This window comes from Patiriisocius sp. Uisw_047 (assembly GCF_047730165.1).
GTDB lineage: Bacteria > Bacteroidota > Bacteroidia > Flavobacteriales > Flavobacteriaceae > Patiriisocius.
In genome coordinates this window covers 1,754,141-1,771,609 of sequence record NZ_CP159834.1, presented here as the reverse complement: position 1 = coordinate 1,771,609, position 17,469 = coordinate 1,754,141, and the positions used below count along the sequence as shown (strand labels likewise).

15 protein-coding genes are annotated in these 17,469 nt (G+C 37.3%); 5 read left to right on the top strand and 10 right to left on the bottom strand.

Going from position 1 to position 17,469, the window contains the following annotated elements; all coding sequences use genetic code 11:
* Positions 1–100: 100 nt before the first annotated feature.
* A complete protein-coding gene (locus ABXT71_RS07805; RefSeq protein ID WP_415370766.1) occupies positions 101–1,555 on the top strand; it encodes a T9SS type A sorting domain-containing protein in 1,455 nt (484 codons plus the stop codon).
* A 277-nt stretch (positions 1,556–1,832) separates the two neighbouring features.
* On the opposite strand, the gene ettA is transcribed toward ABXT71_RS07805, so the two are convergent.
* The 5 genes from ettA to ABXT71_RS07780 form a co-directional block, all read right to left on the bottom strand.
* A complete protein-coding gene (gene ettA, locus ABXT71_RS07800; RefSeq protein WP_415370765.1) occupies positions 1,833–3,524 on the bottom strand; it encodes an energy-dependent translational throttle protein EttA in 1,692 nt (563 codons plus the stop codon).
* Between the two features lie 222 nt (positions 3,525–3,746).
* On the bottom strand, positions 3,747–3,929 hold the full coding sequence (locus tag ABXT71_RS07795; RefSeq protein ID WP_415370764.1) for a CAL67264 family membrane protein: 183 nt from the start codon (positions 3,927–3,929) through the stop codon (positions 3,747–3,749).
* Between the two features lie 146 nt (positions 3,930–4,075).
* Positions 4,076–4,945 carry a pirin family protein gene (locus tag ABXT71_RS07790; RefSeq protein WP_415370763.1) on the bottom strand — a complete coding sequence of 290 codons (870 nt, stop codon included), beginning with the start codon at positions 4,943–4,945 and terminating at the stop codon, positions 4,076–4,078.
* Between the two features lie 95 nt (positions 4,946–5,040).
* Positions 5,041–5,478: a MarR family winged helix-turn-helix transcriptional regulator gene (locus tag ABXT71_RS07785; RefSeq protein WP_415370762.1), complete on the bottom strand. Its 438-nt coding sequence runs from the start codon at positions 5,476–5,478 to the stop codon at positions 5,041–5,043.
* Positions 5,479–5,777: 299 nt separating this feature from the next.
* Entirely contained in the window at positions 5,778–6,314 is a 537-nt protein-coding gene (locus ABXT71_RS07780) for an NADPH-dependent FMN reductase (protein ID WP_415370761.1), read from the bottom strand.
* Positions 6,315–6,467: 153 nt separating this feature from the next.
* Here ABXT71_RS07780 and ABXT71_RS07775 point away from each other — a divergent pair, with 153 nt between their 5' ends.
* The 3 genes from ABXT71_RS07775 to ABXT71_RS07765 all read left to right on the top strand — a co-directional run bounded on the left by ABXT71_RS07775 (position 6,468) and on the right by ABXT71_RS07765 (position 10,270).
* A complete protein-coding gene (locus tag ABXT71_RS07775; protein ID WP_415370760.1) occupies positions 6,468–8,111 on the top strand; it encodes an acyl-CoA carboxylase subunit beta in 1,644 nt (547 codons plus the stop codon).
* Between the two features lie 171 nt (positions 8,112–8,282).
* Complete coding sequence (locus tag ABXT71_RS07770; RefSeq protein ID WP_415370759.1) at positions 8,283–8,801, top strand: NUDIX hydrolase; 519 nt, start codon at positions 8,283–8,285, stop codon at positions 8,799–8,801.
* 47 nt (positions 8,802–8,848) lie between these two features.
* Complete coding sequence (locus ABXT71_RS07765; RefSeq protein ID WP_415373084.1) at positions 8,849–10,270, top strand: FAD-dependent oxidoreductase; 1,422 nt, start codon at positions 8,849–8,851, stop codon at positions 10,268–10,270.
* Positions 10,271–10,528: 258 nt separating this feature from the next.
* On the opposite strand, the gene ABXT71_RS07760 is transcribed toward ABXT71_RS07765, so the two are convergent.
* From ABXT71_RS07760 to ABXT71_RS07745, 4 genes are all read right to left on the bottom strand, one after another.
* Positions 10,529–10,984 (bottom strand): hypothetical protein, encoded by a 456-nt coding sequence (locus ABXT71_RS07760; RefSeq protein ID WP_415370758.1) that lies wholly within the window; start codon positions 10,982–10,984, stop codon positions 10,529–10,531.
* 423 nt (positions 10,985–11,407) lie between these two features.
* On the bottom strand, positions 11,408–11,662 hold the full coding sequence (locus tag ABXT71_RS07755; RefSeq protein ID WP_415370757.1) for a helix-turn-helix transcriptional regulator: 255 nt from the start codon (positions 11,660–11,662) through the stop codon (positions 11,408–11,410).
* Positions 11,663–12,784: 1,122 nt separating this feature from the next.
* Positions 12,785–13,807: a helix-turn-helix domain-containing protein gene (locus ABXT71_RS07750; protein WP_415370756.1), complete on the bottom strand. Its 1,023-nt coding sequence runs from the start codon at positions 13,805–13,807 to the stop codon at positions 12,785–12,787.
* A 546-nt stretch (positions 13,808–14,353) separates the two neighbouring features.
* Positions 14,354–14,746 carry a hypothetical protein gene (locus ABXT71_RS07745; RefSeq protein ID WP_415370755.1) on the bottom strand — a complete coding sequence of 131 codons (393 nt, stop codon included), beginning with the start codon at positions 14,744–14,746 and terminating at the stop codon, positions 14,354–14,356.
* A 321-nt stretch (positions 14,747–15,067) separates the two neighbouring features.
* On the opposite strand from ABXT71_RS07745, the gene ABXT71_RS07740 reads away from it, so the two are divergent.
* Positions 15,068–15,493 (top strand): hypothetical protein, encoded by a 426-nt coding sequence (locus ABXT71_RS07740; protein WP_415370754.1) that lies wholly within the window; start codon positions 15,068–15,070, stop codon positions 15,491–15,493.
* 179 nt (positions 15,494–15,672) lie between these two features.
* On the opposite strand, the gene ABXT71_RS07735 is transcribed toward ABXT71_RS07740, so the two are convergent.
* Positions 15,673–16,959 carry an ice-binding family protein gene (locus ABXT71_RS07735; protein ID WP_415370753.1) on the bottom strand — a complete coding sequence of 429 codons (1,287 nt, stop codon included), beginning with the start codon at positions 16,957–16,959 and terminating at the stop codon, positions 15,673–15,675.
* Positions 16,960–17,469 lie beyond the last annotated feature (510 nt).

Here is a 17,469-nt window from a genome sequence, read left to right as displayed (position 1 = left end):
TTAATTCGTTATTATTTTATAAATTATTTTCACCTTTCATGTCTTTACGTTGAAGGTTTTCTTTATTAAAAGTACATATTTGAATACATTTAAAGACATTATGAAAAAACTAATCTACTTGCTTGTTGTTGCTCTGGTGTGCAACACATTCTCTATTACCGCACAAAATATAAAAATGGAACTCCTGGTTCCGCAACCTTTTTTACAAGGTTCAGATACAGGCGATATGGAATTTGCCGACCTCGACGGTGATGGTGATATGGATTTAATAAGTACCGGTTCAGGAAATATGTCTGATGGTACTGCCCACGGAGCTCTAACCACGCTCTATTTCAACGATGGTGCCGGTAACTTTACAGCTGTTAGCAATCATGGATTAGAAAACATAAGAGTAAGTAAAATTGCATTGGCCGATATCGACGCAGATGACGATTTAGATCTTATGATATCTGGAGCTACGCAAGGTGCCACTCCATTAACTAAACTGTATACTAATGATGGTATAGGCACCTTCACCGAAGTCGTCAGTACATTATTTGACACTCTTGAAAACGGTTATTTTAATTTCGGTGATATTGACGGGGACACGGATCAAGATATAATCTATTCGGGAAGTGACAACATATTTGATGTTGTCGCCTTTATAAACGACGGCTCAGGGAACTTTAGCCTTTCAAGTGATATAGGTGTTACAAACATAAGCGGGGTGCTAGAATTATTTGATGCCGATGGCGATAATGACCTCGATATACTTATTATGGGAGTTGACCAAGATGAAGAGGTGGTAACCAATTTGTATAAAAATAATGGAGCCGGAAGCTATACAATTTTTAACAATGCTGGATTCAATCCACTCAATTTCGGTGATATTGCTATTGGTGATACAGATGGCGATGGCGATAAGGATGTTCTTATTGCGGGCATGCTAGATTTTGATGTTGAATCTGAATTTTATACCAATAATGGTGATGGAACTTTTACACTGGCAGAAGACGTTCCTTTTATGGACCTAGGTTTTGACGGAGAGACTTCTTTTAACGACTTTGATAACGATGGCGACCTAGATGTATTTATCATAGGGTCGGCAGATGGCGGACTACCCAATATCTTTAGCCATATCTATGAAAATTTAGGTTCAAATAATTTTATTCTTTCTGATGAATTCACAGGAGCATATTTATCCACCCATGCAGTTGCTGATATAGATGGCGACTCCCTGTTGGATGTTGTTATAGGGGGTACTACAACTGGAAACCCCGTACGCGGTTCGTTTATGTATAAAAATGCATCTCTTCTAAATACAAACGACGAAACGATTCGTACGAATATCAGTATCTATCCAAATCCATCAAATGATTTTATAAATATATGTTCAGATAAAGATCAGCTGCAAAAAATAGAACTTTACAGTATGACTGGTAGACTCATTTTTAAAACAGATTTAAATACTAATACATATGCGCTAAATATTTCCAATTATCCAATTGGGACCTATCTCCTATGGATTGTGAATCAAAATAATGAGAGTATTCATACAAAGATTATGAAAAAATAACGTTTGCCAACATCGTATAAAATTCCTGGCGCTAACTTATCAATAATCGAGTAATTTGAACAAATATTAGTAACTTAAACTTCCTAAAAACACGAATAAGCTTGCCTTGCTGCATACCAAAGTGGTGCCTTTTATCCTGAGCAGCGCCGCTAGGAATGTACCTAAGGGATACATCCCATTCATATTTAAACTTCAAAATTTAAGGTTTAAGATTCTTCGTGTTGAACCTTAAACCTTAAACCTTAAATAGTAAATATTATATTTTGAATTCTGTTCTTTATCTCACTAACTTCTTATACTTAATACGCTTTGGCATTAAATCACCACCAAGGCGTTTTTTCTTGCTCTCTTCATATTCACTAAACCCTCCTTCAAAGAAATAAACTTGGCTATCCCCTTCAAAAGCTAATATGTGTGTACAAATTCTATCTAAGAACCAACGGTCGTGACTAATCACTACGGCACAACCTGCAAAGTTTTCTAGTCCTTCTTCCAAAGCTCTTAGCGTGTTTACATCAAGATCATTGGTAGGCTCATCTAATAGTAATACGTTTCCTTCTTCTTTTAAAGTCATCGCTAGGTGCAAACGGTTTCGTTCTCCACCAGAAAGCATGGATACCTTTTTATTCTGCTCACTACCAGTAAAGTTAAACCTACTTAAATAAGCTCTAGAATTCACTTCCTTCCCTCCCATCATTACTAAATCTTGCTCGTCACTAAAGTTTTGCCAGATTGTTTTTTCTGCATCAATGTTAGAATGTGCTTGATCTACATATGCAATTTTTGCAGTTTCTCCAGTTGTAAAGCTTCCTTTATCTGGAGTCTCTTCACCCATTATCATTCTAAAGATGGTAGTTTTACCTGCACCGTTTGGTCCAATTACTCCTACAATTCCTGCTTGCGGTAAACTGAAGTTTAAATCTTCATATAATAACTTATCTCCATAGGCTTTAGAAACTCCATTAGCTTCTATCACATTAGTTCCCAAACGTGGGCCATTAGGGATATATATTTCTAACTTCTCGTCAAGTTGTTTTTGATCTTGACTCATTAATTTGTCATAATTATTAAGACGTGCTTTCTGTTTGGTCTGACGTCCTTTTGCTCCTTGACGCACCCATTCTAGCTCGCGCTCTAATGTTTTTTGACGCTTAGAAGCTGTCTTACTTTCTTGTGCCATACGTTTCGATTTTTGATCTAGCCAAGAGCTGTAGTTTCCTTTCCAAGGGATTCCTTCACCTCTGTCTAATTCTAAAATCCATCCTGCTACATTATCTAAGAAATATCTATCGTGAGTTACCGCGATTACCGTTCCTTTATATTGAGCTAAGTGATGCTCTAGCCAGTGTACACTCTCTGCATCAAGGTGGTTAGTAGGTTCATCTAATAATAAAACGTCTGGCTCTTGAAGTAGCAATCTACACAAGGCCACGCGTCTTTTTTCTCCACCAGAAAGTGGTCCTATTTTTTTATCGCCATCTGGTGTGCGCAAGGCATCCATAGCAATTTCTAATTTTGTGTCAAGTTCCCAAGCGCCTGCAGCATCTATCTCATCTTGTAATACCGCTTGTCGCGCCATTAACTTGTCCATTTTATCTGCATCACTGTACACCTCTTCTAAACCAAACATATCGTTGATCTTGTTGTACTCATCAAGAATAGCTACTGTTTCTGCAGCACCTTCTTTTACCACCTCAAGCACCGTTTTTTCTGGATCTATTTGTGGCTCTTGTTCTAAATACCCTACAGAATATCCTGGCGCAAAGACCACATCACCTTGGTAGTTTTTATCTACGCCTGCAATGATTTTAAGCAAAGTAGACTTTCCACTACCGTTGAGACCTAAAATCCCGATTTTTGCTCCGTAGAAGAAACTTAAATAAATATTTTTTAATACTGGAGTTTGCGCATTCTGAAAAGACTTTGTCAATCCAGACATGCTAAAGATTACTTTTTTATCGTCGCTCATGTTCTTATTGTTGTACTATTATTTGGGTAATTTGGTAATTGGATATATGAGCAATTGGTTTATCTACTGTATAAACGTAACACTCACTCTAAATCTAAAGTCAAGGGGTGTTTTAAACTCTTTCTTTCGTCAATCTTGTTAGGACTTAAGAGAAGTGAAAAAATCTTGCTGCGCAAAATTATATTTTTCACTTGTTTGAAGCCACCCGTCACCTGGGTTCTATTAAACTCTTCCTTTTAAGGCGTTAAACACCCAAGCAATAGCAAAAAAGCCTATCCCTACAGTGGCAAAGCCCCATCCTGCAACATCTGCATATCTGTAGATTCCCATCCCGATTAGGATGAATCCCATTAAAATCATTATAAATGTTGCCCACGCGAGCACTGTATTTTTATTCATTCCCATAAGATTGTTTTAGTTTGTTAGCCTACTTTATTTTAATATGCTACGCTGCTCAATAATTGAGTGGGGCCCTAGAACAACGTTTAAAATAAGCGGAAGCAAATATCGCTATTTAATATAAAATAAGCACCCCTAAAGGTGCTTATTTATTAGGCTGGCAGAAACCCAAACTTACCTTGCTGGTAGTCACGTAAAGCTTCCATAATTTCTGTTTGAGAATTCATCACATAGGGACCCCAACTTTTAATCTCCTCATTAATAGGCTCTCCAGACAGAAACAGAAGTTTACTTTTTTCTTTTCCTTTTATCAGGATACCATCACCGTCCTGTTCAAACCAAAGCATTTGGTTTTCGTTCATCTCTAATGATTCCGAAGCATTTATTTTCACTTCCCCTTTAATCAAATACAGTAAAGATTGGTGGCTCTTAGGAATCCTTAAAAAATACTCCCCACCTACTTCAACGTCTATCATAAAAGCGTTGACCGCGGTTTGCGTGGCAATCCGACCATTGGTTTCTTCTAGCGCTCCAGCAATTACTTGTACTGACACTTTTTTATCTTCGGAAATGACATGTTTAAATTCTTCATTCTTCTCGTGCTGGTAGGCCGCAGGAATCATCTTTTTTTCTGCAGGAAGATTGAGCCATAGTTGAATTCCTTCTAACTCGCCCCCCCTTTTAACAAACTCCTTGGTAGGCCCTTCTGCGTGAATTATACCACGCCCAGCCGTTGTCCATTGTACATCGCCTGCTTTTACCACGCTTTCATTCCCTAAAGAATCTCGATGCAATTGTTCCCCTTGAATTAAAAAGGTGATGGGCTCAAAACCGCGATGTGGATGTGGCCCTAAATCAAATGGATTATTAAGCTCATTAATGGGATACGGACCATAATGATGCAGCAACACAAATGGATCTATTAGCGCTATGTCCTGCGTAGGGATGGGTTGCCTTAATTTGATAGGGCCCATATTTACAAAGTCGCTTCTTCCTATCTTTTTTATGCTGTTATTTTTCATTTTACTTTCTTTTTAAATTATTGATAATATCGAGACTAACCATCTAAGCACCTTCCCACATCAAAAGGAAAGAGCTTCTTTCAACCTTAAAAGTACTATCTTATTTTATCTAACAAATCACTAAGTGTTCCCGCTTCTTTTAAAGTTAAGTTTGACAAGAGATCCTTTCTTTTAGCGGCATCAATTTCAGTTAATAATTGCAGCCCATCCTTAGTGATTTTTATATGCACTACCCTCCTATCGCTGGCACAGGCAACTCTTGTAATCAAAATCTTATAACACAACTTATCCATAAGTCGCGTCACGTTGGGCGATTTTTCTAACATCCTATCTTTTATAGTATGCACCGAAATAGCCTCTCCAGCACCTCTTAAAATTCTGAGGATGTTATACTGCTGCGACGAAATCATATATGGCTTAAAAAAGGTTTGCTGCTTATTTTGTATCCAATTTGCGGTGTACATCACATTAAGCAAGGCCTTTACTTTATCATTGGCAAACGTGCTCTTTATGTCTTCTGAAATATCTCCCATATTTAAAATAATAATTAGTAGATAGTAATTAGTGGTCAGATTATAGTATTTTCTGAAACAACCGCTATATTTAATAGTGGTTAGTCTTTGACTTCAAAGAATAAGTCTTTATTCTTATTCTTTTTAAATCCCAGTAAAGTTTTAACGTTATGAGCAGCGATCATTCGTTTTACTCATTGCACGAATCAAAACCTCTTTATTACTGATTCAAAATTTCACGTAAAACTTTTAGCGTGTTTCGTGCAGTAAGCTTTGGAGCACAGTCGTGGGTCAAAACCCCCTATTGCAGCCAAAACTATTTATTCGTGCACCGCTGTTTCAAACTTCTTGATTTCTTTGTCCAAATTATCACGTAAGACCTCATCTTTAATTCCGGTTTCTGAAAAATTATCATTGAAGCTTGGCAGAGAAAACACGGCTTTAATATTTCCGCCCATATGAGGAAATCTACCCGCCGCAATATCTAAAACAGTCGCGCCACCTCTTGCCCCTGGCGATGTTGCCATTAAAAACAAGGGCACATTGCTCCACACCTTTCCATCAATACGAGACATCCAGTCAAATAGATTTTTAAATACAGTAGAATAGGCTCCATTATGCTCTGCAAAAGATAGTACAATACCATCTGCGCCCTTAATATGGTTTAAAAAACGCTGTGCATTTTCTGGAATACCTATTTCGTTCTCGAGGTCAATGCCGTATACTGGTAGTTCAAAATCATTTAAATCTAAAATAGTCACCTCCACATTCTCTACTTGTTGCGCAGTGTAGATTGCTAATTGCTTGTTGATAGAAGTTTTACTATTGCTTGCCCCAAAGGCTATTATTGTTTTCATACTGTTTATTGTTTTAATATTTCTGAAACAAAGATACACATTTTTAATTTATACATACCTAGGTAAATATTACCAAGGAGTGCAAATATTTATTCAGCGGAATCTATCTACTAGCTTTTTATATTATGTATTTTTACTCAAAACAAATTACACGTGGATATCAACTTCAACAAAAACGAAGATCATAATAAATTACTTGTTTCAGATTTAAGACAACGCTTTGCGAAAGTAAAATTAGGAGGTGGCGAAAAAAGAATTGCAAAACACCATGCTAAAGGAAAAATGACGGCAAGAGAGCGCGTAGACTATCTCTTAGACTCTAAAAAGAAGTCTATTGAAATAGGCACTTTTGCAGGTGAAGGGATGTATGCAGAACACGGTGGATGCCCAAGCGGTGGTGTGGTCGTGAAGATAGGTTTTATAAAAGGTAGACAAGTAATCGTGGTAGCGAATGATGCGACAGTAAAGGCGGGTGCTTGGTTTCCTATCACAGGGAAGAAAAACTTAAGAGCGCAAGAGATTTCTATTGAAAATAAATTACCCATCATCTATTTGGTAGATAGCGCAGGGGTGTATTTACCTATGCAGGATGAAATCTTTCCAGATAAAGAACACTTTGGGCGCATTTTTAGGAACAACGCCGTGATGAGCAGTATGGGGATTACCCAAATTTCTGCCATTATGGGATCTTGCGTTGCGGGTGGTGCCTACTTGCCTATTATGAGTGATGAAGCCTTAATCGTTGACAAAACAGGAAGTATATTTCTAGCCGGAAGTTACCTGGTAAAAGCGGCTATTGGCGAAAGTATAGACAATGAAACATTAGGGGGCGCGACTACCCAATGTGAAGTTAGTGGTGTGACAGATTATAAGTCTAAAGATGATAAAGACGCTCTAGACACCATTAAAAATATAGTCTCTAAAATAGGAGACTTTGACAAAGCTGGTTATAACAGAATCAAAGCTGCAAAACCCAAGTCTGACCCACAAGACATTTACGGGATTCTTCCAAAGTCACGTGCAGAGCAATATGACATGCGCGATATTATCACACGACTTGTGGATGACAGCGATTTTGAGGAATATAAAAAAGGCTATGGCCAGACCATACTTACGGGCTATGCGCGTATAGACGGATGGGCTGTTGGGATTGTGGCAAACCAACGCAAGCTGGTGAAGACAACGAAGGCAAAAACGAAACCGGCTGAGATGCAGTTTGGTGGTGTGATTTACAGCGATAGCGCAGATAAAGCAACCCGTTTTATAGCCAACTGTAACCAGAAAAAAATACCCTTAGTCTTCTTGCAAGACGTTACTGGTTTTATGGTGGGAAGTAAAAGCGAACACGGAGGTATTATAAAAGACGGTGCAAAAATGGTGAACGCCGTGAGTAATAGTGTTGTGCCTAAGTTTACTATTATCATAGGAAATAGCTACGGCGCAGGTAATTATGCTATGTGCGGTAAAGCCTACGACCCACGTTTAATAGTGGCTTGGCCAAGTGCAGAACTTGCGGTAATGAGTGGTAATAGCGCTGCAAAAGTATTATTACAAATAGAAACAGCATCGTTAAAAAAGCAGGGAAAAGAGATTACTCCAAAAGAAGAAAAAGCATTATACGATCGCATCAAGGCGAGGTATGACGAACAGATTTCGCCGTACTACGCAGCGTCTAGAATCTGGACAGATGGTGTTATTGATCCATTGGATACCAGAACTTGGATTAGCCTTGGAATTGAAGCTGCTAATCATGCGCCTATTGAGAAGCCTTTTAATTTGGGGATTTTACAGGTGTAACGGTCTTAGTTATATTATTCTATAAACATGTGTATTGGACGTCACGGATACCAGAACGAACTTCTGCGTGTGATGTCTATGTTGCCCTGTTATCAATACAAAACAAGTTTTTACAATATTTACAATAAACCCCTCGTTTTTCAAGACTACAAAAAATCACAACCACCTTAAATGCACGTATTAAAAACCCATTATCATCCTGATGTAACTTCCTTAGAAAATAAATCTATTTTTACACGACTCGCTACTAGAGGGATCGCAATGCAAGGCACTCGTATTTTACTATTGTATACAGAAAGATATGAGGATTACAGTCTTCCTGGTGGCGGCTTAGAGCAGGATGAAGACCAGATAGAGGGAATGATGCGAGAGCTGAGCGAAGAAACTGGAGCGACAGCTATTAATAACATACAAGTCTTTGGGGCTTATGAAGAATACCGACCTTGGCATAAAAATGACTATGAGGTACAACATATGATTTCTTATTGTTACACCTGCAACATCAATACAACCCTTGGCATTGCCCGTATGGAATCTTACGAAATAAAAAACGGGATGAAAGCGATGTGGGTCAATATCCATGAAGCCATCGCGCATAATAAAAAAACTATAGCAACGAGCGATAAAAAAGGGATGTCTATTGAACGAGAAACTTTTTTATTAGAGCGGATTGCTGAAGGTATCATATAAATAAACTAGAAGTGGAAAAGGGGAAACATGCAACGACTCGCTGGACAATGTGCAAGGAGTGTCTCGGACGCGGCAAAAAAAGCCAGAGGATTCGCAAAAAAGCGAAACTCAGCTACCAGATGGCTTTTGATGCATTTAAAACAACGAAGGGCGAAGGAACGGCTCCTATTCCTCCAAAAGGACATCTATATTCTTGCAGTATGTGTAACGGCTCTGGCTTGCTTCCTGCTTACCACGCTCCTATTGCTGACACAAAAAATTATCCACACGTTGCCATTATAGGAGGCGGTATAGGAGGCGTGGCGCTTGCTGTGGCCTGTCTGCACCGACAAATCCCTTTTACCCTTTATGAGCGCGATAGCGGCTTTGATGTTCGCTCTCAGGGCTATGGCCTCACGTTGCAACAAGCGAGTAAAGCGATAGAAGGTTTTGGTATTTTATCTTTAGTAGAAGGAGTTGTCTCCACAAGACATGTAGTGCATACTACTGAGGGTAAAGTGATAGGCGAATGGGGCATGAGAAAGTGGATGGAGCAAGCCACAAAAACAACTCCTAAACGCAGCAATGTGCACATCGCACGCCAGGCATTGCGCTTAGCTCTGCTTGAGCAATTAGGCGGAGATACGGCAGTACAGTGGGGGCATCAATTAGTAAATTTTAAGGAAGGTGCTAGTGGTCGCGTTGACCTAAGCTTTCAAGTGAATGGACAACCGCAACAGGCCACGGCAGATCTTGTGGTTGGCGCTGATGGTATTCGTAGTTCGGTACGGAGCTTGTTGATTGGTGAAGGCCTTAGTCCTCTACGCTATCTCGATTGTATTGTGATTTTGGGCATTTGTCCTTTGGCGGCGCTCGATGGTCTTGAGAGTTCTTTATTAGACTCTGCAACGGTATTTCAAACTGCCAATGGCAATGAGCGTATCTACATGATGCCATATGCGTCAGACTCGGTGATGTGGCAATTAAGTTTCCCAATGACAGAAACAGCAGCGAAAGCATTGAGCGAAAAAGGCCCCAAAGTACTCAAAGAAGAAGCGGTAATTAGAACACAGTGGCACGATCCAATTCCGCAGATCGTAGCGGCGACCTTAGAAGCTCAGGTTTCTGGTTATCCGGTATACGATCGAGCATTACTAGAGCGGGCATGGTTGGAGAGAGCGGGGCCCGTGACCTTGCTCGGAGATGCGGCGCACCCTATGAGTCCATTTAAAGGACAAGGCGCAAACCAAGCGTTGCTAGACGCACTTGCGCTTGCTCGAGTGATCTCTGGCAAATGTAGACCGAAATCCCAATGGAAAGAAGACGGTTTACGAGAATGTGTATTAAAAGACTTTGAATTAGAGATGTTAGCTCGCAGTGCTCCTAAAGTAAAAGATTCTGCAGCGGCTGCACAGTTTTTACACTCTGAAGTGGTACTCCAAGAAAGAGATTCGCCAAGAGGGCGCTCTTTAAAGAAAAACAATCCATAATAGAAGTTTATCTTTAGATTAGTCCCTATGTTCTATTTCCACTTTTAAAGGGTTTTCATGTTTGATATTGTGATATGGCACGGTGAGATTATCAATATTAGCACGCCTATCAATCAACACCTTAGAGACGACACATTTGCTTCTATTGAAAGAAGTAAATGCTCCATTAGTAACGGTATATGTGATTCTTATCAAGATCTTTTTTTGTTGTATCGATCCTTTTTTATCAGCTCTTTTTCTGCAACTAATACGTCCCACTTATTTATCACATACAGAACATCTATTGTTGACACAGTAGCTATATTCTTTTTGCTCTTTTAACGTATCACAAACCCTACTTGTTCTATGGGGGGTCCTGCCATCAAATATAATAGATTTATTTCTGGTATGAGGATGCGGCTTTTTTCTTTCATTTTCTAAACGTTTCACATTTCTTAATGCAATACTTCGCTTACAAGGCGCTACTTCTATTTTATTACACCCTAAATTAAAAAGCTTGTTATTGTCTTGTATTTTGTTTAGATGGCAGACTTCATCTTTTAGGTTATCATTTATTATATCGGGATCAAAAGAGTAATAAACCAGTGAATTTAATGCGTAGCTTTTGCAATTATTATTTAGACTAGGCACCACCGTTAATCTTCCATCTCTTTTTTGTTTGCCTTGACTGAGCATCCATGCTCTTACTCTACTACTACCGTTAGCAACAAGCACTCTTCGCTCTAAACACTTGAATATAAACAAATTATACACTTCATAAATACCATCAAAACCTAGGACGTTAACCCATATTTCACCTTCTAAATCTTATAGATCTAAGTACTTATAGAGTTTACCTTCAAACTCAGTAATGCTCCTTTCTATACTTAATGACATCCAGCAGTATGGAGGGTTACTAATTGTGTTTCTTGAGTTTTGATACTCACGATTAATTTACTATTTATTTGGTTATACGCAGCTACGTTTTCATCTTACAACATACCAATTATGCTTTATTATTAAAATGTAAAAAACAACTGGTATTATGACTTAAACAGACATACATTTCTAGGTTTAAAATTAAAAAACAACCTCGCTATATAATGGAACTTCTACAGAAATGATTCGCGCAATTAAGATATATTCAGAAAGTACTGATTAGTCTAAAAAATGGCTATGTGATTTCCCATACTTGTTCTTGAATACTTTTGAGAAGTATCCTCTACATGATATTCCTTTGCAAGCGCAGATCTCTGTTATATTTAAATCTATCGTTTTCAACAAATATTTAGCGTGATCCATTCTAAGGCTAAAAATATAGCGCCCTATAGAATCTCCATTGAGATACTGAACACCTACTTTAAGTTTATTTGGATTCATACCTAAGTGTTTGCTAAAGATAGGAATTGTCAATTTTTTTCTCAGTTGTTAATTACATAAGTCCCTAAACAAGTTATTCTGGCAAGTTCCAATTTGCTTAAGGTTGTTTGAATTTCTGCAATATCATCTCTATGCTCTTTAATCTGAGACGCAAGCATATTCATAACGGCAACTTACGTTAGCAAACCTCCTACCAAATGGACAATTTTATTCTCACACGCTATAGAAGCATACTTTTCTGTTTGTACATTTACTCCGCCAAGATGTCTAAAATGGTCCTATGTAGGGAATTTCCGGAATAGCTCTTCAATATTTGTAAATATTTTTATTGCATTTCTTATTTGCAGATTTCCTAATAACTTTTGGTCCACTTTTATAACGGCTATTTTGAGCTTAATATGTGCAGGAAACACTATTTGTACAGAAGTTTCTTTACCCTCTCTCACAATCAAATTTTGATTCTGAAAGATTTTTATAAATTCTTCTTTGTCACCAAACCGATATAAAAAATGACCTTATATATTATATAAAAAGTAATAAGGTCTATCTCCAGTCACAAGGAGGTCAGTCTTAAAATCTGTGTGGAATATAATGTTATAGACCCAAACCTCACAACCTCTGAATATGCTGTACGAACTAATTAATCACTTAACCTGGTTGTTATTCATAGCAATGGTAGAGGCATCGTAACCCTCATCAAGCTCCGAATTAAAGTAAGCAGACATCTCCCTTAAATGTTTCTCACCCGGATCTTCTATTAGGTTAAGTATTTTTTGTTTTTTAGACTGAATGTTTTCTATAGTTTATGTGAAATTATCTCAATGTTAACATATCAAATAGTTCAAAGATTGCTTTAGGGGGTATGTAGATTTTGAGCAGTAGTCTACTATCTTTAATTTGGGAAAATTAATTTGTAAATTGTCTTCTATCTACAATGTCATTTTCGGATAAAAAATTAGCACAAAAAAAATTTACATCTTTTTTAACGAATTATGACCCACGCTAGCATTTAGTAAAACGTATAAGACATACTAAATAAACTGAATTTGTACAGTTACTAAGCATTTGATTTTACAACATCATTTTAAAAATCGCCTTAAAACTAGTAGTATTGTCACGTCACAAAATACTCCTCTAAGTAAACCGATAGGACAATTATCCTTTATAATGACTAGGCAATTTTCCGTACCTTTTTTTGAATACTTTTGAGAAGTACCCTCCGTTTGCTATCCCAACGCGAGCGCATACTTCTGCTACGTTAAGATCTGTTGTGTTAAATAAATGTATTGCATGCCCCATACGAAGGCCCAAAATATAGTGTCCTACAGATTCTCCATAGAGATACTTTACACCTGCTTGAAGTTTCTTTGGACTCATTCCAAAGTGCCTACTTAGCGTGCGAAGCGTTAAACTCGTCTCATAGTTATTGGTTGCGTAATTTGCTAAAGAAGTTATTTTAGATAGTTCAGCCTTACTTAGAGGAGATTTTTCTGAGGAACTATTTTCGCTAAATGATTGAATCTGAGATGCTAGCATATTAAAAACAGCGCCTTTAGTAAGCAACGCTCCTACAATATCATGATCATTATTCTGGCATACTACAGAGGCAAACTTTTTTGTTTGAACATCAATTCCGCCAAGATATCTATAATTTTTTTCTGAAGGGTTCTTGTCAAATACCTCGTGTATTTTTGCAGCAATTTTTTTCGTGTTTCTTATCTCTAGATTCTCCAAAAGATTTAAGTCTAAAATGATCACGGCTATTTTAAGATCAACACCTGCTGGAAATAGAATTTGCACAGAACTTTCTGGACTACCTCTTACAATCATATTTTGGTTCTGTAGTATGTCCGCAAATTTTTCACGATCCCCAAACCTATGCAGAAAACGACCTTTTACTGTATACGAAAAATAATAAGGCCTACTCTCAGATAGCCCCAAGTTCACCTTAAAATCTGAGTGGAATTTAATGTTATAGACCCAGACGCTTAAGCCATTGAATATCCTATATGAACTTATAAACCCTTTTGCTATGTTATTATCCATGGTGATGGTAGAGGCGTCGTTACTCTCGTCCAGCTCTGCATTAAAGTATGTGGCCATCTCTCTTACATGGTTTGCCCCTGAGTTTTCAACCAGATTTAATAATTCTTCGTTTTTTGAGCTATCCAATGACATACACCAAATTTAAAAAAAAAAAATGAAATCAAGTTTAAGCTTATAATAAACATAAATAAGTTATCTCCTGTAATTTGCATTTTATTTATAAAATAACCACAATTAAAGTAGCTTATCACATTTTTGACTTAGAGATATTCTATCACTATCGACTAGTACTGATTTTAACTAAAACCATAAAGGAGAAGCACCAACAAGGCGCTAGCAAGAACATCGATATCCCGTGACTAGCAACAATATATATTTTAAGTCACGGAATACCTAGAACCCCTTAAACTCTATAGAATTAATGTTTTTCCTATCCCCTTATTTGAGTTAGACTCAGCCGTATTTTTTATGGGTTTGGTTATCCTATGATAAAACTAGTAATTTACGAATACAACAAGGCAGAAGATACACTAGCTATTGTTACTACTCACATAAATAAACGATGAAAGAGACAGTAGCTAGAATATTTATACCGTCGCCCTTTACAAAGCGTATCACGGTATCTATAGATTTATAGGACTATCAGTTCCAATAAATCATGTTCCTATTTTTAATTAATTAATTTTGAGAGCTCGCACGAATCAACGTTAAGGTTCTCAGACCAAGGTGTGCTTGTCCATCATCCAGCTTCCATATTATTTCTATTGGTTCTCTGGGGGCTACAGACACCATTGCCTGAAGAGAAACAATCCCACTCTCCATACCTACAGACCTAATACCATTTGTTACCTCCACGGCATTTTGAAAAATACTAAGCGTAGTAATTGCTTGTATGCTTTGTGTTCCCGCAGGAAATTGATCTCCAACATAAAAACTAGACATCGTTAAAAGTCCGAATGCCTTACCCACATCTCCATAGGTAGATGTATCTGCTAAATCTGAAACCGCACCAGAAGAGCTCCACATTGTAAATGTAGAAAGGGCTCCTAAGTCTACTGGAGTAGCAGCCATTGGAAATATTCACTTATTTAATAAATTTTAAAGGACCAAGAAATCAATGGTGCGCGGTGTTTGAATTCTTTTAATGTTTCCCACAAAATTAAATTACACAGGTGTAGCACATTTACTTATTAAAATCACAAAAATCAAAGGTGTTAATCTTATCTTCGTTAGAAATAAAAAGCAATAAATAGACAATACCAGCCATTATTTTCTTGCAACTGTTAATTATCTAATGCTCGGCTCTAATTGTAGAATATGTTAGAGATTTAAGTACTCATCTTTGTGGGGCAATACACCTTCATTACCCCACAAATAATAGAATAGGAATTTATGGAACATTTCAAGGAATTCAAAGTGAATCTCCCCAAAAACTGGATGGACATCTCTGATGAAAATCCTAATGGACCTCCCACTTTCATAAGAAAAGAATGGAATAAAAATCCAGGAATGTTTCAAATATCATTTGCACACTACCTGTTTAACCCTCAATCTAATCCGGAACATAAAGACTTAATAAAGCTATCTAAAGAATTTGATTCTGAAGATAAATTTGAATTAATGAGCACTGATTCGGGTGAATGCCATTACGGTATGTATGGCTATGCAGAATTTAAAAATGAAGAATTTCCTTTTGTCTCTGTCTGGCATTTATCAAACAAGATTAACATTGTTTTTTTAACTTATATTTCCACAGAGAAACAAGAAAAATGTGATATTGATGAAGTGTATGATATCTTTAAAAATATTAAAAGCTAAAAAACCATCAAAACGTGATGCGTCTTTGAGCTCTCACTGCCTTTAGCTTGAGCATTAGATCATAATCAGCTAAGCAGCTGTCTCGTGTTGTTTTGTGTTTAGCACTAAAAATCCACAAATAATTATGATCTAAAACTTAATCTAGATGAATACTATTGTTTGTATTCAGATAAAAGCAACTATTGCATAGATTGAGTCAACGACAGCGATCTATTATCGAGTGTTGATTGACCATCATTATCTACTTTCCATCGCACTTCAATTACTTCTCCTAAAGCCTCTGTAGTAACCATTGCTAGTAGAGACACCGTTGAATCTGCTGCATTTATTGATCTACTAGAATTATCTACTTCTTCTCCATTTAGATAAATACTGTAGGTGGTAGTAGATGCTGGTTTTGCTTGAGTACCAGCAGGAAACATTATTCCATCATGATCACCCGCCATTGTCATAGCTCCTAATCCTGTTCCTGCATCACCATGGACAATAGAAGTTGCATCTGAAGTAACCGCACCATTTGCAGTAAACAATACAAGTTCTTCAAGCACCCCTAAATCTATAGGTGAAGCTCCTGGAGGAATTATAAGCACACAACTCGCCGCCACAGTTAAGGCTCCGTTTGATGTAAACATTCTTCCCTCAAGATTTGTATTGCCACCTAATGAAATCGCACCAACACGTGAAACCAAAGATCCTTTTAAGATAGTGTTAGCAGCAGTCGATAGTGCTGCATTAGACACCCAGAATACATTATTTGAGGTTGCTCCATTGACTAAATTAACTATGGCGTTAGCTGTCGTACTAATTGCCTCAGGACTTCTGATAACAAACAATGAATTTGGATCTCCACCACCATCCAATGTAAGTGCTCCATCAATTGTTGGTGTTCCAGACATTACATCATATACTCCTGGAAACAAAACCTCTCCATTACCAAAAGAGATCCCGTGCGATGCGTCAGTAACTGATAAGGCCATAAGGTCTTGATAGATCTGGTCCATGTCAATGATAGCGCGTGAAGTACTATAAGGTTGGTCAATTTTTAGGCCCTTGTGCTGTCCATTAAATTGAACTAAATACGTTCCAATTCCAGGAGTCTCCGTCATACCTGGTACTGTCTCGGCATCAGCAGAAACGGTAGTAATATTATCACCTAACACAACAAAGTTAATCATTGGTTTTCTAATCTCCTTAAGACCCACCCAATCTGGTGCGAGCGGAGTTCCAACATTTAATTGACTATCAATTAACGTTACGTTAAATATCATTAACCCCGTTGCTGGGAGTGTGATATTATCTCTTTCTGTAGTGGTTAGACGTGGCATTAAAAGACCTTTACTTGTGGAAGAAACATCTAGAATAGAAGAATCGTCTGGTGCTGTTGTCCCTATCCCAACTTGAGCATAAAGGTTAAATGATGATAAGAAGATAAATTGTAGTAAAATACATTTCCAATTAATTTTCATAATATATAGATTTTAAGTTAATACTCTGAAATATTTGGTTACGCCAAATATATTAGAAAAATTGCTTTACATCTAATTTATTTGCGTTTAATCTATGAAATAAATAATTACCCCCTTAAATTAGCGAAATTATAGCGTGAATTGGAATAAAGCCTGAACTGAAATTTAAAATACCCGCTATTACTATGTAGTTAGCGGCAAAAAAATGAGGGAATTAAGAGGCTTTAGTAAGGGGCAATACGCCATTTAAGGAATTTATAGCCTAGAAGAAGCAGATAAAAAAAAATGTAAGCAAAATCTTCATTTTAATATCCCTAGGTATAAAAATATAATTTTTCAGGACAAGCGCTGTTCAGTAATAATGAAAGAGCATCTATCTTAGTGATTGCTAAAATAAATAGATGTAGTACACAAGGTTCGAAGCTCTTGGGATTTGAATTTTCAAAGCAAATGAAAACATTCCATCAGATGTCATTATTATCGAATGAGTCGAATTCAGTAGTTACTAAG

Coding starts and splice junctions, on each gene's coding strand:
- ABXT71_RS07795 (WP_415370764.1), bottom strand. CDS start 3,929: ATGGGAATGAATAAAAATACAGTGCTCGCGTGGGCAACATTTATAATG.
- ABXT71_RS07805 (WP_415370766.1), top strand. CDS start 101: ATGAAAAAACTAATCTACTTGCTTGTTGTTGCTCTGGTGTGCAACACA.
- ABXT71_RS07790 (WP_415370763.1), bottom strand. CDS start 4,945: ATGAAAAATAACAGCATAAAAAAGATAGGAAGAAGCGACTTTGTAAAT.
- ABXT71_RS07785 (WP_415370762.1), bottom strand. CDS start 5,478: ATGGGAGATATTTCAGAAGACATAAAGAGCACGTTTGCCAATGATAAA.
- ABXT71_RS07745 (WP_415370755.1), bottom strand. CDS start 14,746: ATGGCTGCTACTCCAGTAGACTTAGGAGCCCTTTCTACATTTACAATG.
- ABXT71_RS07750 (WP_415370756.1), bottom strand. CDS start 13,807: ATGTCATTGGATAGCTCAAAAAACGAAGAATTATTAAATCTGGTTGAA.
- ABXT71_RS07735 (WP_415370753.1), bottom strand. CDS start 16,959: ATGAAAATTAATTGGAAATGTATTTTACTACAATTTATCTTCTTATCA.
- ABXT71_RS07770 (WP_415370759.1), top strand. CDS start 8,283: ATGCACGTATTAAAAACCCATTATCATCCTGATGTAACTTCCTTAGAA.
- ABXT71_RS07740 (WP_415370754.1), top strand. CDS start 15,068: ATGGAACATTTCAAGGAATTCAAAGTGAATCTCCCCAAAAACTGGATG.
- ABXT71_RS07780 (WP_415370761.1), bottom strand. CDS start 6,314: ATGAAAACAATAATAGCCTTTGGGGCAAGCAATAGTAAAACTTCTATC.
- ettA (WP_415370765.1), bottom strand. CDS start 3,524: ATGAGCGACGATAAAAAAGTAATCTTTAGCATGTCTGGATTGACAAAG.
- ABXT71_RS07765 (WP_415373084.1), top strand. CDS start 8,849: ATGTGCAAGGAGTGTCTCGGACGCGGCAAAAAAAGCCAGAGGATTCGC.